Here is a 15,439-nt window from a genome sequence, read left to right as displayed (position 1 = left end):
GTCATGGTTCCTTACCGTGAAACCTATTCCTAGATCATGAAATTTGACGTCGCGATCGTCGGCAGCGGGCTCGCCGGCCTCTCGGTGGCCCTGCACCTGGCCGAAACCCGCAAGGTAGCCATCATTTCCAAACGCGAGCTGCTGGACGGCGCCAGCAACTGGGCCCAGGGCGGCATCGCCGCCGTGCTGGACTCCGGCGACAGCCACGAGCAGCACATCGCCGACACGCTGGTCGCCGGCGGCGGCCTGTGCGACGTGGGCGCCACCCGCTTCATCGTCGAACACGGCCGCGAGGCCATCGAATGGCTGATCGAACAGGGCGTGCCGTTTACCCGCGACACCAGCGCGGAGCTGGGCTTCCACCTGACGCGCGAGGGGGGCCACAGCCAGCGCCGCATCATCCACGCGGCCGATGCCACCGGCAATGCGGTGCAGACGACGCTGGAAGCGAAGGTGCGCGCGCACCCGAACATCAGCCTGTTCGAGCACCACTGCGCGATCGACCTGATCACCTCCGACAAGCTGGGCCCGCGCCCGCACCACGGCAATGCGCAGCCGAAGTGCCACGGCCTGTACGTGCAGGACACGCAGACGGGCGAGGTGCACACCTTCGCGGCCGAACACACCGTCATGTGCACGGGCGGCGCCGGCAAGGTCTACCTGTACACGACCAACCCGGACACGGCCAGCGGCGACGGCATCGCGATGGCCTGGCGCGCCGGCTGCCGCGTGTCGAACATGGAGTTCATCCAGTTCCACCCCACCTGCCTGTACCACCCGTATGCCAAGTCGTTCCTGATCACGGAAGCGATCCGCGGCGAAGGCGGCGTGCTGAAGCTGCCGCCGGAAGCCGGCGCGGCCGCCGGCCAGCGCTTCATGCTGGCGCACGACCCGCGTGCCGAGCTGGCGCCGCGCGACGTGGTCGCCCGCGCCATCGACTTCGAGATCAAGAAGCGCGGCCTGGATTACGTCCACCTGGACATCAGCCACAAGCCGGCGCAATTTCTGATCGAGCACTTCCCGACGATCTACGCGCGCTGCCTGGAACTGGGCATCGACATCACGAAGGAACCGATCCCCATCGTGCCGGCCGCGCACTACACGTGCGGCGGCGTGGTGACGGACCTCGTGGGCCGCACCGACCTGCCCGGCCTGTATGCGGTCGGCGAGACGGCTTGCACGGGCCTGCACGGCGCCAACCGACTGGCCAGCAACTCGCTGCTGGAGTGCGTGGTGGTGGGCCGCGCCTGCGCGCAGGACATCGTCTCGCAGGAGAAGAACGGCACGCCCTACCTGCCGGACTGGGACGAGAGCCGCGTCACGGACGCGGACGAGGAAGTCGTCATCGCCCACAACTGGGACGAGCTGCGCCGCTTCATGTGGAACTACGTGGGCATCGTGCGCACGACCAAGCGGCTGGAACGGGCGCAGCACCGCATTGCCCTGCTGAAGGAAGAGATCGATGAGTACTACCGCAACTTCCGCATCACGGCCGACCTGCTGGAGCTGCGCAACCTGGTCGACGTGGCGGCGCTGATCGTCAACAGCGCACTGCAGCGGCGCGAGAGCCGCGGCCTGCACTACAGCCGCGACTATCCGGAAACGCTGCCGAAGGCGCTGCCCAGCATCCTGACGCCGAACCGGCGCTAAAGGCCTGTGCGATGGCTGACGATACGACGCAGCTGCGGCTGGCCCGCGCGGAAGACATCCCGGCCCTGGAAGCGCTGATCGAGCGTTCCGGCCTCGGCTTGTCGGCCGGCTTCTATACCGATGCACAGGCGGCGGCGCTGACCGCCCACGTGTACGGCGTCGATTCGCAGCTGATCGCGGACGGCACCTACTTCGTCGTCGAACGGGACGGCGTGGCGCTGGCCTGCGGCGGCTGGAGCAAGCGCGCCACGTTGTATGGTGCCGATCGCGCCAAGCGCGCAGCCGACCCGCTGCTGGACCCGGCCACGCAGGCAGCGCGCATCCGCGCCTTCTTCGTCGACCCGGCCGCGCCGCGCCAGGGCCTGGGCACGCTGCTGCTGCGGCACTGCGAGAGCGCGGCCTTGGCGGCGGGCTTCAGGGAACTGGAGATGGCCGCGACGTTGCCTGGCGTGCCGTTCTACCGGCAGGCGGGCTATGAGACGGTGGAGCGGTTCGAGATCGAACCGGGTGGCGTGAAGACGCCGCTCGAGCGGATGCGCAAGCGGCTCGGTCAGTGAACCCGCGGTGCCAGGCACCTGTCCGAGGGTCGGAGATCCTCGGACAGGTGCCTGGCACCATGGGCTGCCTGCTTAGCGGGAGTTGAACCCCTTGCCCTCCGCCGCCAGCTGCACCAGCAGCGGCGCCGGACGCCAGGCGTCGCCGTGGCGGCCCTTGGCCAGGCGCTCGATCGTCGCCAGCACGTTCGGCAGGCCGACGGTGTCGGCGTAGAACATCGGACCGCCGCGGAACAGCGGGAAGCCGTAGCCCGTCAGGTAGACCATGTCGATGTCCGACGCCCGCAGCGCGATGCCTTCCTCCAGGATGTGCGCCGCCTCATTCACCAGCGCGTACACCAGCCGCTCGACGATCTCCTGGTCGGCGATGGGACGGCGCTCGATACCCAGGTCGGCCGAGTGCTGCACGATCATGTCGTTGACCTGCTGGTTCGGGTAAGGCTTGCGGTCGCCCGGCTTGTAGTCGTACCAGCCGCCGCCCGTCTTCTGGCCGAAGCGGCCCATCTCGCACAGCAGGTCGGCCGTCCTGGAGTACTGGATTTCCGGTTTCTCGATGGCGCGGCGCTTGCGGATGTACCAGCCGATGTCGTTGCCGGCCAGGTCGCCCATGCGGAACGGGCCCATGGCGAAGCCGAACTTCTCCATCGCCTGGTCGACCTGCTCGGGCAGGCAGCCTTCGTCCAGCAGGAAGCCGGCCTGGCGCGAATACTGCTCGATCATGCGGTTGCCGATGAAACCGTCGCACACACCCGACACCACGCCCGTCTTCTTCAGCTTCTTCGACAGCGCCAGGGCGGTCGCCAGCACGTCGCTGCCGGTGGCCTTGCCGCGCACGATTTCCAAGAGCTTCATGACGTTGGCGGGGCTGAAGAAGTGCGTGCCGATGACGTCGTGCGGGCGGCTGGTGAACGCGGCGATCTTGTCCACGTCCAGGGTCGACGTGTTGGTGGCCAGGATGGCGCCCTGCTTCATCACTTCGTCCAGCTTCCTGAACACGGCTTCCTTGACGCCCATCTCCTCGAACACGGCTTCGACGACGATGTCGGCCTGGCCGATCTCAGCGTAGTCCAGCGTGCCCGTGATCAGGGCCAGGCGCTGGTCGAACTTCTCCTGCGTCAGCTTGCCCTTCTTCAGCGTGTTCTCGTAGTTCTTGCGGATCGTCGCCAGGCCCTTGTCCAGCGCTTCCTGCTTCGTTTCCAGCAGCACGACAGGGATGCCGGCGTTGGCGAAGTTCATCGCGATGCCGCCGCCCATCGTGCCGGCGCCAATGACGGCCGCCCGTTCGATCTTGCGCGTCGGCGTGTCGCCCGGGACGTCCGGCACCTTGCTCGCCTCACGTTCGGCGAAGAACGCGTGGCGCAACGCCTTCGATTCCGTCGTCTGCATCAGGTGCAGGAAGCGCTCGCGCTCGAATGCCAGCCCGTCCTCGAACTTCATCGTCACCGACGCGGCAACCGTTTCCAGGCACTCCAGCGGTGCCGGGAACGGGCCCGCCACGCTCTTCACGGTGTTGCGCGAAAATTGTAAAAAAGCCTCAGAGTTCGGGTAGTCGACCTTGCGCTCGCGCACCTTCGGCAGCGGACGCACGTCGGCGATGCGGGAGGCGAAGGCCACGGCGGCCTGCACCAGGCCAGCGAAGTCGGTCCCCGCCGGCAGTACCTCGTCGAACAACGCCGGCAGCTTTTCCGAGGGCACAGGGGTGCCGGAGACGATCATGTTCAGTGCCGCCTCCAGGCCCAGCACGCGCGGCAGGCGCTGCGTGCCGCCGGCGCCCGGCAACAGGCCCAGTTTGACTTCCGGCAGCGCCACCTGCGCGCCCGGCAGGGCCACGCGGTAGTGGCAGCCCAGGGCCAGCTCCAGCCCCCCGCCCATGCAGACACTGTGGATCGCCGCCACGACCGGCTTGGTCGACTCCTCCGCCGTGCGGATCAGCGTGTGCAGGGTCGGCTCCGTCATGGCCTTCGGCGAATTGAATTCCTTGATGTCCGCGCCGCCGGAAAAGGCCTTGCCGGCACCGGTGATGACGATGGCCTTCACGGCCGCGTCGTCCTGCGCCTTGCGGATGCCCTCCACGGCGGCAGTGCGGGTGGCCAGGCCCAGGCCGTTGACGGGCGGGTTGTTCAGCGTGATGACGGCAACGGCATCGATCACTTGGTAGTCGGCACTCATGTCTCTGTTCCTCTTCTGGTTGTCGGGGATGCAATCACTATACCCGATAAAAGTGCGACCGTGCTATTTTGTCGCAGCGGCGCCTTCGGCCATCCGGTGGCCGGCGAACCGCTCGCGCAGGTCCGTCTTGCGCACCTTGCCGGTGCCGCCCACGGGCAGGCTGTCCGTGAACACCACGTCGTCCGGCAGCCACCAGCGCGCTACCTTGCCTTCGTAGAAGTCCAGCAGCTCCTCGCGCGTGACGCTCATGCCGGGCCGCGGCACCACGACCAGCAGCGGCCGTTCGTCCCATTTCGGGTGCGGCATGCCGATGCAGGCGGCCTGCAGCACCGCCGGATGCGACATCGCGATGTTCTCCAGGTCGATGGTGCCGATCCACTCGCCGCCCGACTTGATGACGTCCTTGCTGCGGTCCGTGATCTGCATGTAGCCGTCGGCATCGATCGTGGCCACGTCGCCGGTCGGGAACCAGCCGTCCTGCAGGGCGCTGTGCTCCTCGCCGAAGTAGGACTCGATGATCCACGGTCCCTTCACCTGCAGGTGGCCGAACGTGCTGCCGTCCCACGGCAGTTCGCGGCCGGCATCGTCGACGATGCGCATGTCGACGCCGTAGATGGCGTGGCCCTGCTTGCGCAGCACCTTGCGCTGCTCGTCCGGCGGCAGCGCCGTGTGGCGCGCCAGCAGGCTGCAGGCCGTGCCCAAAGGCGACATCTCCGTCATGCCCCACGCGTGCACCACCTCGATGCCGAAGTCGTCGATCAGCGCGTCCATCAGGGCCGGCGGGCAGGCCGCGCCGCCGATCACCGTGTGGCGGAACGTGGTGAAACGCAGCCGATGCTCCTTCATGAAATTGACGAGCCCCAGCCAGACAGTGGGCACGCATGCCGTGAAGGTCACGCCTTCGGCCTCGAACAGCTCGTACAGCGACTTGCCGTCCAGCGCCGCGCCGGGGAACACCATCTTGGCGCCGGACAGCGGCACCGAGTACGGCAGGCCCCATGCATTGACGTGGAACATGGGCACGATCGGCACCACCACGTCGCGCGCGGCCACGTTGAGGGCATTCGGCATCGCCGAGCCGTACGCGTGCAGCACCGTCGAACGGTGCGAATACAACGCCCCCTTCGGATTGCCGGTCGTGCCGGACGTGTAGCACAGCGAAGCGGCCGAGCGCTCGTCGAATTGCGGCCACGTGTACCCGTCCGGCTGGGCGGCCAGCAGCGTTTCGTAGCTCATCAGGTTGGGAATGCGCGTCGTCGCCGGCAGGCGCTCCGCGTCCGCCAGCAGCACCCAGCCTTTCACTTTCGGACACAGCGGCGCCACCGCCTCGATCAGGGGCAGGAATGTCAGGTCGAACAGCAGGTACTGGTCGTCGGCGTGGTTGACGATCCAGGCGATCTGCTCCGGATGCAGGCGCGGATTGATCGTGTGCAGCACCGCGCCCATGCCGGACACGCCGTAGTAGGCCTCCAGGTGGCGATAGCCGTTCCATGCCAGCGTGGCCACCCGCTCGCCCATTGTCACGCCCAGGTGCGTCAGCGCATTGGCAAGGCGCCCTGCGCGCCGGCGGCATTCGCGCCAGTTGTAGCGGTGGATGTCGCCCTCGACGCGACGCGAGACGATCTCGCCGTCGCCGAAATGGCGCGCGGCGAATTCCAGGATGCTCGAGACGAGCAGCGGCTCGTCCATCATGCGGCCCACTAGCGGGCTCATCGGCAGGCTCATCGGCAGGCTCATCGGCAGATTGGCGGCGCTGGCGGTCCCGCCCGCTGGATACTCGGTGCTGTACATACGGTCTCCTATGTTTTGCTATTTATTTAACGGGCCAGGGCCATGGGCGGTCAATGACTTTCGATGCTGCGCCGCAGCATGCGCGTCCGCACACGGTGGACCGCTGTGTTTCGCCAGGGTGCGCTAAAATCCCGCCATTATCCGAACTTCTCCGGGAACTGCCATCGCTGCCCTTGCCCTGCCCCTGGACAACTCCTTCGCGAGTTTGCCCCCTGCTTTCTACACCCGGCTGATGCCGACGCCCTTGCCGGCGCCGTACCTGGTCGGCATCAGCGCGCCCGCCGCGCGCCTGATCGGCCTCGACCCGGCCGCCATCGACGACGATGCCGTCGCCATGTTTGCCGGCAGCCGCGTGCCCGAGCGCGCGCAGCCGCTGGCGGCCGTCTATTCCGGCCACCAGTTCGGCGTCTGGGCCGGCCAGCTGGGCGACGGCCGCGCCATGCTGCTGGGCGACGTGGCTACGCCGCAGGGCCCCATGGAGCTGCAATGGAAAGGCGCCGGCATGACGCCGTATTCGCGCATGGGCGACGGCCGCGCGGTGCTGCGCTCGTCGATCCGCGAGTTCCTGTGCTCGGAAGCCATGCACGCGCTGGGCATCCCGACGACGCGGGCGCTGTCGGTGGCCGGTTCCGACCAGGGCGTGGTGCGCGAAACCATCGAGACGGCCGCCGTCGTGATCCGCATGGCGCCCACGTTCATCCGCTTCGGCTCCTTCGAGCACTGGTTCTACCGCAAGGATGAAGCCAACCTGCGCATCCTGGCGGACTACGTCATCGACCGTTTCTACCCGGCGCTGCGCGACGAGGCCAATCCGTATGCCGCCTTGCTGGAGGAAGTCACCCGCCGCACCGCCCGCCTGATCGCGCAGTGGCAGGCGGTGGGCTTCATGCATGGCGTGATGAACACCGACAATATGTCGATCCTGGGGCAGACGCTCGACTACGGTCCGTTCGGCTTCATGGAGGCGTTCGACGCCCAGCACATCTGCAACCACAGCGACAGCAACGGCCGCTATTCGTACGCCATGCAGCCGCAGATCGGCCACTGGAACTGCTACGCGCTGGCGCAGGCGCTGGTGCCGCTGATCGGTGAAGTCGAGGAAACCCAGGCCGCACTGGACGTCTACCAGGGCGAGTTCGGCGCTGCCGTGGACCGTTTGCTGCATGCCAAGCTGGGCCTGGCGCAGCTGCCCGAGCAGCAGGAAGCGGACCGGCAATTGCTGGACAGCCTGTTCGGCATCTTGCAGGCCAATCACGCCGACTTCACGCTGTTCTTCCGCCGCCTGTCCGGCGTGCAGGCCGCCTCGAATGCAGGCGACGAGCCGCTGCGCGACCTCTTCATCGACCGGCCCGCCTTCGATGCATGGGCCGAGCGGTATCGCGCCCGCCTGCAAGTGGAACAGAGTGTCGATACCGTGCGCAAGACGGCAATGGACGCCGTCAATCCGAAATACGTGCTGCGCAATTACCTCGCCCAGGCCGCCATCGAAAAAGCCCAGCACAAGGATTTCTCGGAAGTGGAGCGGTTGCTGGGCATCCTGCAGCGTCCGTTCGACGAGCAACCCGAACACGAGCAATACGCGGCGCTGCCGCCCGATTGGGCCAGCGAACTGGAAGTCAGCTGTTCATCCTGAAATCATCATGAGCGATCAAACCAAGAAACTCGTCAAATCCGACGCCGATTGGCGTGCCCAGCTCGATCCGCTGGAATACCAGGTCACCCGCCATGCCGCCACCGAGCGCGCTTTCACGGGCCGGTTCTGGGATCACCACGAGCGCGGCATATATACGTGCGTCTGCTGTAATACACCGCTGTTCCGCTCCGATGCCAAATTCGATTCCGGCTGCGGCTGGCCCAGTTATTTCGAAGCGCTGGACCCCGCCAACGTGATCGAGAAAGTCGACCGTTCGCATGGTATGCTGCGCACCGAAATTATCTGCGCGGTCTGCGACGCCCACCTGGGTCACGTATTCCCGGACGGCCCGCCGCCGACCGGCCTGCGTTACTGCATCAATTCGGCGTCGTTGCGCTTTACTCCGGAAGACTGAACCACCATGATGAAATTCCTGTTCGATATTTTCCCGCTGCTGGTCTTTTTTGGCAGCTACCGCTGGGCCGGCGGTAACGAGGACGCCGCGGCGGCGCTCGTCAACGGCCATTTGTCGGGGATGATCTCCGGCGGCGCCGTGCTGGCCAGCCAGGCGCCGATCATCGTCGCCACCATAGCCGGCATTGTCGCCACCGCCCTGCAGATCGCCTACCTGCTGGCACGCGGGCGCAAGGTGGACGGGGCGCTGTGGGTATCGATGGTGGTCTTCCTGTTCTTCGGCGGCCTGACGATCTATTTCCATGACGACGATTTCATCAAATGGAAACCGACGATCATTTACTGGAGCTTTGCCGCCGCCATGGTCGTTGCATCGCGCTTCTTCAACAAGAACCTGATCCGCGCGGCAATGGAAAAACAGATCGCGCTGCCCGACGAGGTATGGAACCGCCTGAATGCGGTGTGGGTGATGTTCTGGGTGGCGCTGGGATTGTTGAACCTGTTCGTGGCATTCGTGCTGTTCAAGGCCGATACCAATGCGTGGGTCAGTTTCAAGGCATTCGGCGTAACGGGCCTGATGCTGGCATTTTTCGTGGCGCAGGGTTTTTACCTGTCCAAGCACATCAAGGATGAAGCATGACCGATCCACGCCTCGACAAGATTCGCGAGCGCCTGCAAGCCGCCCTGGGACCCGCCGACATCGTGCTGGACGACGAGTCGGCGCTGCACGCCGGCCATGCCGGCGCAGCCTCTGGCGGCGGCCATTATCGCTTAAGTATATCCTCAGCGAAATTCGAAGGGCTGAACCTCGTCATGCGCCATCGTCTGGTGTATGATTCCGTGGCCGATATGATGCATAAAGAGATTCATGCATTGGCCATTACTGCAGTGGCCCCGTCGGAACGGAACTGAACGGCGCAGTGCGCCGCTTGGGTCCGCGATGTTCGAATGCGTGACGTGTTGGGAACCATCAAAGAAATTGAATAGTCGAGACATCTCCGCGATTTAAGTCCCTTCTCTCCCGCGCTTTGCTATCACTTTTCCCGTAGGAAATAATAATGACTTTAAAGCCAGCTCGTCTGCTGCTCGCACTGATCGCCGTCGCCACGGCGCCGGCATTTGCCCAGAACATCGCCGTCGTCAACGGCAAGGCCATCCCGACCGCGCGCGTGGATGCGGTCATCAAGCAGGTCGTCGCGCAAGGGCAGCAGCCGGATTCGCCGCAGCTGCGCGAGATGATCAAGAAGGACCTGATCAGCCGCGAGGTGCTGATGCAGGAAGCGGAGAAGCAGGGTTACAGCAAGGATGCCAGCGTCAAGACGCAGCTGGAAAACGCGCGCCAGGCCATCGTCGTCAACGCGATGGTTGCCGACTACGTCAAGAAGAATCCTGTCAAGGATGCGGACGTGAAGGCCGAGTACGACCGCTTCGTCAAGGAAACGGGCGACAAGGAATACCACGTGCGCCACATTCTGGTCGATACCGAGGCGCAAGCCAACGAGATCATCACGAAGCTGAAGGGCGGCGCCAAGTTCGAGGACCTGGCCAAACAGTCGAAGGACACCGGCTCGGCTGCCAACGGCGGCGACCTGGACTGGGCGACGCCGTCGTCGTTCCCGCCCGTGTTCTCGGACGCGTTCGTCAAGCTGCAGAAAGGCCAGGTCACGGAGAAGCCCGTGCAGACGCCGAACGGCTTCCACGTGATCAAGGTGGACGACGTGCGTGCGGCCAAGCTGCCGACGCTGGAGGAAGTCAAGCCGCAGATCGAGGAAGCGCTGACGCAGAAGAAGCTCCAGGCTTACCAGGAAGAGCTGGTCAAAAAGGCAAAGATTCAGTAAGGTACGTGTTCTAGGTCCGGCGCGGGACGGAGCTTCCGCCGCCGGTATGGGTTGAACATGTAAAAGCGCCCTCTTACGGGTCCAGTATTTTTATAGGATGTGATAATGATTTTGAAGCCCGCCCGCCTGTTGTTAGCACTGATCGCCGTGGCCGCCGCGCCAGCGTTCGCCCAGAACGTCGCCACCGTCAACGGCAAGGCCATCCCGGCCTCGCGCCTGGATGCCGTCGTCAAGCAGGTGACCGCCCAGGGCAAGCAGCCCGACAGCCCGCAGCTGCGCGACGCCATCAAGAAGGACTTGATCGCCCGTGAAGTGATGGTGCAGGAAGCCGACAAGCAGGGTTACAGCAACAAACCTGACGTCAAGCAGGCCCTGGAGAATACCCGCCAGAGCATCGTCATCAACGCGATGCTGGCCGACTACGTCAAGAAGAATCCGGTCAAGGATGCCGAAGTCAAGGCCGAGTACGACAAGTACAAGGCTTCCGTGGGCGACAAGGAATACCGCGCCCGCCACATCCTGGTCGGCACCGAGAAGGAAGCCCAGGACATCATCGCCAAGCTGAAAGGCGGCGCCAAGTTCGAGGAGCTGGCCAAGCAGTCGAAGGACACGGGTTCCGCGGCCAACGGCGGCGACCTGGACTGGGCAAGCCCAGGCAACTTCGTCAAGCCATTCTCCGACGCGATGGTCGCGCTGAAGGACGGCCAGGTCACGGAGAAGCCGGTGCAGTCGCAGTACGGCTACCACGTCATCCGGCTGGAAGGCTCGCGCGCCGCCAAGGTGCCGGCTCTGGACGAAGTCAAGGGCCAGATCGAGCAGGCACTGACGCAGAAGAAGATCGCCGCCTACCGCGACGAACTGGTCAAGAAGGCCAAGGTGCAGTAAGCAGCATTGTTTGCCGGATCAAGGAGCGCCCTGCGGGGCGCTTTTTTTTTGGGGGCGCTGTGCCCCCGTCGCAGTGAAGTAGCCCATCGGTACTTGCATCGCGCCCCAGGCGTGGTCTGGCTGATGAGTAAGACTGTCGCCCCGTCGGGAAGTTCACCACGACCGGGTCACAGCGCGTTTCGCGTACGCGCCGCCGCGCTGATTGCCATGGCGGGCGGCCTGTGCCAGCATGGACATCCACCTTCACGCAAGGAGACGTCATGGCACAGCTGAGCAAGATCACCCCCTGCCTGTGGTTCGACAGCGAGGGCGAGGGGGCGGCGCGTTTCTATGCCTCCGTGTTCCCCGACGGCCGCATCACCAATGTGCTGCGCTATAGCGCCGCCGGCCAGGAGCACCATGGCCGGGAACCCGGGTCCGTCATGCTGGTTACGTTCGAGCTGGCGGGCCAATCCTTCACCGCGCTCAATGGCGGCCCCGTGTTCAGGTTCAGTGAGGCGATATCGCTGATGATCCTGTGCGACACGCAAGCGGAAATCGATCACTACTGGGCGCGGCTGGGCGAAGGCGGGGATCCGTCGGCCCAGGCCTGCGGCTGGCTCAAGGATAAGTACGGCCTGTCCTGGCAGGTGGCGCCAACGATGTTCCCCAAGTTGTACGCGGACGAGCATTCACCGGGCGCCCAGCGGGCAATGCTCGCCATGATGGGCATGAAGAAGCTCGATATCGCGGCCTTGCAGGCCGCATACGACGGCAGGTAGGCACCACCGCCGCAGGCGAGTCGGACGGCCGGGTCTATGAAGCCCAGCCGCCGCGCTGACTCAGGAGCGGCGCCGCCGGGCGGCCACGCCCACCAGCAGCAAGCCGGCACCCAGCATCGCATACGTCCCCGGCTCGGGCACGGCGGAGACACCGAAGCTGTAGCTCACGCTGTTGAGTCCCGCAGAGGCCATGCCGAGCCCCGTGACGCTGGCAGCGCCGCGGAAGGTACCGTTCACCGCGATGGCGCTGTGCGACGTCAGCGGCGTGGTGATGGTCAGCGGGACGGTGCCGGAATCGGAGCCACCGCCCCACAGATCGTAGTAGAAATAGGCATACTCCACGCCGCCGCCGATGCTCTCGTCAGCGGTAAACGCGCCGCTGCCGAAGCTGCCGCTGATGTATTCGGTCTGCAGGTCGTACGTCGCGTACCCGCTGCTGCCGTTCGACTGGTACGTTGCCGAGCCGACCGCTGCCAGATCGTTGTTGAGCCGGTAGCCGCTGTGCGCGACTGCGATCACGCTCTGGTTGAATGCGCGGGTAAAGTCCAGCGACTCGGTAAATACGGGGCCCTGGTAGGGATCGGGGGCCCCTTCGGTGACGTCGACGCGCTGGTACAGGTCGATGGGCCGCAGCGAAATGCTGTTGCCGGCAACGACAGCGTCGGCCGTCCAGAAGTCGGCGTCATAGTAGAAATCGACATTGGTCCCGGCCAGCTTGACGTAATCCGCCGCCTGGGCGGCGCCGCCGACGCACAGCAGCGCCGCGACGATGTAACGCGATACGGGGAAATTCATTGCGCAGTTCCTTGTGACGGTTGGGCCTTCCGGCCGGGGTGAGCCGCTACAGTCTAGCATGCCAATATGCTAAGAAAATCGTCCCTGCCACGTATATTCGCCGTGTTCGCGCCGATGCGACACCGGCCCACCGCTCAGCGATACCAAGCAGAAACGTACCCCCGTCAAATTGGGGACAGCCTCCAATTTGCCGAGGAAATGGGGACGGAAATGGGGACAGCCTCCAATTCTCGGGAAATGGGGACAGCCTCCAATTCTCGTGCGGAGTCGCAAAACCGAGAATGGGACAGTCACGATTCCCGCTATCGCGCGTTGGCTGTTCAGGAAGATGCCGCCACCTTGCGAAGTCCGGGCTGGCCGACTATCTCAGAGGCAGTTGCGATGGCGCATGGATGCGCGAGCCCGGCGCGGGAGAATAGTCACCTTTCATGTCCCAAGGAGTAACCATGCCTCGCCACGCACGCGTGCTGTTGCCAGGCGTGCCCTTGCACGTCGTTCAGCGCGGCCATAATCGCCAGCCCTGCTTTCTTTCCGACACCGATTATCGCGTCTACCTTGAAATCGTCAGGGAACATAGCGTCGCCGCCGGTTGCTCGGTGCATGCCTATGTATTGATGACTAACCACGTTCATATGCTCTTGTCCTTTGTCGACATTGCAGTCGCGCCATTGCTGATCGGCCGCATCGGCCAGCAGTACAGCCAGTACCTGAACCGGCGCTTGGGCAGGCGTAGTACGACATGGGACGGTCGCTACCGCTCCAGTCCGGTTCCGACGGACACCTATGTGCTCGCATGCCAGCGCTACATCGAGATGAATCCGGTCCGGGCTGGGATGGTCGCGTTGCCGGAGCACTATAGATGGTCCAGCTATCGGGCGAATGTCGGGCTCGGCAAAGACCGCCTCGTGACGCCACACGACGTCTATCTCGGACTCGCGAGCGAGCAATGCGGGTGCCAGTCTGCGTATGAATCCCTGTTCGCACGCCCCCTGACCGATGACCAACTACGGTCGCTGCGCTTTGCCGCGAGTGCGAATCAGGTCGTGGGCTGTCTGCCTCGCCGCAGAGGCAGGCGATCCGCACAGCTTGCGGCAACTGAGCATGACAGGTGATCTCGGCAGGCGAACTTGCTGGCATAGCCGATTTGGCTGCTGCTGGGGAACTGCAGGCCGTCCGAACTTGCCTTTAAATTGCCTGCGCTGATGACGAATGGAATTGGAGGCTGTCCCCAATTTTCACCGCTTCCGGCAACTAAGGCGTGACAGGTGATCTCGGCAGGCGAACTTGCTGGGATAGCCGGTTTGGCAGCTGCTGGGGGAACTGCAGGCCGTCTGAACTTGCCTTCAAATTGCCTGCGCCGATGACGAATGGAATTGGAGGCTGTCCCCAATTTTCCAGGCCGTCTGAACTTGCCTTCAAATTGCCTGCGCCGATGACGAATGGAATTGGAGGCTGTCCCCAATTTTCAAATTGCCTGCGCCGATGACGAATGGAATTGGAGGCTGTCCCCAATTTTCCAATTTTCCAATTTCCCAGCGCTGCCAAATGGAATTGGAGGCTGTCCCCAATTGGCTGGAATACCGGAGGCTGTCCCCAATTTGCAGAACATGGGACTGCCTCGACAACCGGGCACAGTCAGTCGAGTCGAACCGCAGCCTGTCGTCGGCGTGGCGTTCCGGCCCGACCCGCAGCGCGCTACGGTCGCTGCGCCTGTTCCAGCGCGCGCGTCATCGCCGCCATCTCCCCCTGCAACCAGGCACGGAACTGCAGCACTTTCGGCCGCTCGGCCTTGTGCGGCGCGACGATGAAGCAGTAGCCGCGCGGATATGGCACGCTGTTGGCGCGGATCAGGCGCAGCGCGCCGCTGCGGATGTCTTCGTAGGCGATCGAGCAAGCGACCAGCGCGATGCCCTGCCCCGCGACCGCCGCCTGCGTCAGCACGCCATAGTGGCTGAAGCTGCGCGAAAAATCGTAGGGGCCCTGCAGCACGTCGTTGGCGCGCAGGATCTTGGCCCAGTACTCCGTGGTGTCTTCGTACAGCAGCGGAAAGCGGGTCAGGTCCGCCAGCGTCAGGTCCGGCTCGCCCGGCCGCAGCAGGGCGGGACTGTAGGCGATCACCATGTGCTCCTCGAACAGCACGCCCGGATGATCGCGCGTGACGCAATGGCGGATGGCCAGGTCGTGCTCTTCCCGTTCCAGGTCGACCAGGCGGTCGCTCGACTCGATGCGGATGTCCAGTTCCGGGTGCAGGTCCGTGAAGCGCCCGATGTTCGGCGCCAGCCACTTCAATGCGAACGAATGCGTGGTCGAGATGCGCAGCATGCACTCGTCCTGGCCGCCGCGCAGGCTGTCCACCTTGTCGCGCAGCTCGCGCAGCACCTGCGCCACCGTGCGCGCCAGCTCCTCGCCCTTGTCCGTCAGCGCGATGTGGCGCGGATGCCGCACGAACAACGCGAAGCCGACGGCTTCCTCCAGCTGCTTCACCTGCAGGCTGATGGCGGCCGGCGTCTTGTGCAGCTCCTGCGCGGCCAGCGTGAAACTGCCCCAACGCGCCGCGCTGTCGAAGTCGATCAGGCCGGACAGGCTGCGCAGCGGCCGGCCCCGTGCCGGCTGGCCATCGAGCAGGTATCCATCCCTATCGAGCGACGACTGCATAAGCTTTCCTTGGTCTTCCCCCCAAAATATCTCGTTTGAGCGGGCGCGTGATCGAACCGACAATATACCTCAGGCGGCCTACCCCCACAGCGGCCGCGTCGTCCACAGGAGAAGACCATGTCCAGCCCGACCTGCGCCATCGGCGCACCCTTGCAGCCACCCCCGCCGGCCGCCGCGCCAGCCGCCCCCGCGCAGCCTCCTGCGCAATTCGATACGCCCCAGCCGCTAACCCTGGGCCGCGCGTTGTGCCGTCTGTACGCGGGCCTGGTGTTCCTGCGCTGAGCGCAGCGGGCT

At 64.8% G+C, this 15,439-nt stretch carries 15 protein-coding genes; 11 read left to right on the top strand and 4 right to left on the bottom strand.

The window, feature by feature from the left end; translation table 11 throughout:
• The first annotated feature begins 36 nt into the window (after nt 1-36).
• Nucleotides 37-1,650 carry an L-aspartate oxidase gene (nadB, locus tag PX653_RS07010; RefSeq protein WP_277417183.1) on the top strand — a complete coding sequence of 538 codons (1,614 nt, stop codon included), beginning with the start codon at nt 37-39 and terminating at the stop codon, nt 1,648-1,650.
• An 11-nt stretch (nt 1,651-1,661) separates the two neighbouring features.
• A complete protein-coding gene (locus PX653_RS07005; RefSeq protein ID WP_277417182.1) occupies nt 1,662-2,207 on the top strand; it encodes a GNAT family N-acetyltransferase in 546 nt (181 codons plus the stop codon).
• 72 nt (nt 2,208-2,279) lie between these two features.
• On the opposite strand, the gene PX653_RS07000 is transcribed toward PX653_RS07005, so the two are convergent.
• Both PX653_RS07000 and PX653_RS06995 read right to left on the bottom strand, forming a co-directional pair.
• Entirely contained in the window at nt 2,280-4,373 is a 2,094-nt protein-coding gene (locus PX653_RS07000) for a 3-hydroxyacyl-CoA dehydrogenase NAD-binding domain-containing protein (RefSeq protein WP_277417181.1), read from the bottom strand.
• Between the two features lie 63 nt (nt 4,374-4,436).
• Nucleotides 4,437-6,098 (bottom strand): 3-(methylthio)propionyl-CoA ligase, encoded by a 1,662-nt coding sequence (locus tag PX653_RS06995; RefSeq protein WP_277418532.1) that lies wholly within the window; start codon nt 6,096-6,098, stop codon nt 4,437-4,439.
• A gap of 298 nt (nt 6,099-6,396) precedes the next feature.
• Between PX653_RS06995 and PX653_RS06990 the strand changes: the two genes are divergently transcribed.
• The 7 genes from PX653_RS06990 (at nt 6,397) to PX653_RS06960 (ending at nt 11,695) form a co-directional block, all read left to right on the top strand.
• Nucleotides 6,397-7,797: a protein adenylyltransferase SelO gene (locus tag PX653_RS06990; RefSeq protein ID WP_371876429.1), complete on the top strand. Its 1,401-nt coding sequence runs from the start codon at nt 6,397-6,399 to the stop codon at nt 7,795-7,797.
• Nucleotides 7,798-7,804: 7 nt separating this feature from the next.
• Nucleotides 7,805-8,212, top strand: a complete 408-nt coding sequence (gene msrB / locus PX653_RS06985) for a peptide-methionine (R)-S-oxide reductase MsrB (protein WP_277417180.1) — start codon at nt 7,805-7,807, stop codon at nt 8,210-8,212.
• A 9-nt stretch (nt 8,213-8,221) separates the two neighbouring features.
• Entirely contained in the window at nt 8,222-8,851 is a 630-nt protein-coding gene (locus tag PX653_RS06980; RefSeq protein ID WP_277418530.1) for a septation protein A, read from the top strand.
• A complete protein-coding gene (locus PX653_RS06975; RefSeq protein WP_277417179.1) occupies nt 8,848-9,123 on the top strand; it encodes a BolA family protein in 276 nt (91 codons plus the stop codon). The genes PX653_RS06980 and PX653_RS06975 overlap by 4 nt, the downstream gene beginning before the upstream one ends.
• 146 nt (nt 9,124-9,269) lie before the next feature.
• The gene (locus tag PX653_RS06970) at nt 9,270-10,049 is read left to right on the top strand and encodes a peptidylprolyl isomerase (RefSeq protein WP_277417178.1); all 780 of its coding nucleotides are present in this window, start codon (nt 9,270-9,272) and stop codon (nt 10,047-10,049) included.
• Nucleotides 10,050-10,154: 105 nt separating this feature from the next.
• Nucleotides 10,155-10,934: a peptidylprolyl isomerase gene (locus PX653_RS06965; protein WP_277417177.1), complete on the top strand. Its 780-nt coding sequence runs from the start codon at nt 10,155-10,157 to the stop codon at nt 10,932-10,934.
• A 260-nt stretch (nt 10,935-11,194) separates the two neighbouring features.
• Nucleotides 11,195-11,695 (top strand): VOC family protein, encoded by a 501-nt coding sequence (locus PX653_RS06960; RefSeq protein WP_277417176.1) that lies wholly within the window; start codon nt 11,195-11,197, stop codon nt 11,693-11,695.
• A gap of 60 nt (nt 11,696-11,755) precedes the next feature.
• Here PX653_RS06960 and PX653_RS06955 read toward each other — a convergent pair whose 3' ends face one another.
• Entirely contained in the window at nt 11,756-12,490 is a 735-nt protein-coding gene (locus PX653_RS06955; protein WP_277417175.1) for a PEP-CTERM sorting domain-containing protein, read from the bottom strand.
• Nucleotides 12,491-12,936: 446 nt separating this feature from the next.
• Here PX653_RS06955 and PX653_RS06950 point away from each other — a divergent pair, with 446 nt between their 5' ends.
• Nucleotides 12,937-13,602 carry a transposase gene (locus PX653_RS06950; RefSeq protein WP_277417174.1) on the top strand — a complete coding sequence of 222 codons (666 nt, stop codon included), beginning with the start codon at nt 12,937-12,939 and terminating at the stop codon, nt 13,600-13,602.
• Nucleotides 13,603-14,185: 583 nt separating this feature from the next.
• Here PX653_RS06950 and PX653_RS06945 read toward each other — a convergent pair.
• The gene (locus PX653_RS06945) at nt 14,186-15,145 is read right to left on the bottom strand and encodes a LysR substrate-binding domain-containing protein (RefSeq protein ID WP_277417173.1); all 960 of its coding nucleotides are present in this window, start codon (nt 15,143-15,145) and stop codon (nt 14,186-14,188) included.
• Between the two features lie 117 nt (nt 15,146-15,262).
• Between PX653_RS06945 and PX653_RS06940 the strand changes: the two genes are divergently transcribed.
• Complete coding sequence (locus tag PX653_RS06940) at nt 15,263-15,427, top strand: hypothetical protein (RefSeq protein ID WP_277417172.1); 165 nt, start codon at nt 15,263-15,265, stop codon at nt 15,425-15,427.
• Nucleotides 15,428-15,439 lie beyond the last annotated feature (12 nt).

Origin of the sequence: Pseudoduganella chitinolytica (genome assembly GCF_029028125.1) — a bacterium.
GTDB lineage: Bacteria > Pseudomonadota > Gammaproteobacteria > Burkholderiales > Burkholderiaceae_D > Rugamonas > Rugamonas chitinolytica.
This window is presented reverse-complemented; position numbering and strand designations above follow the sequence as displayed.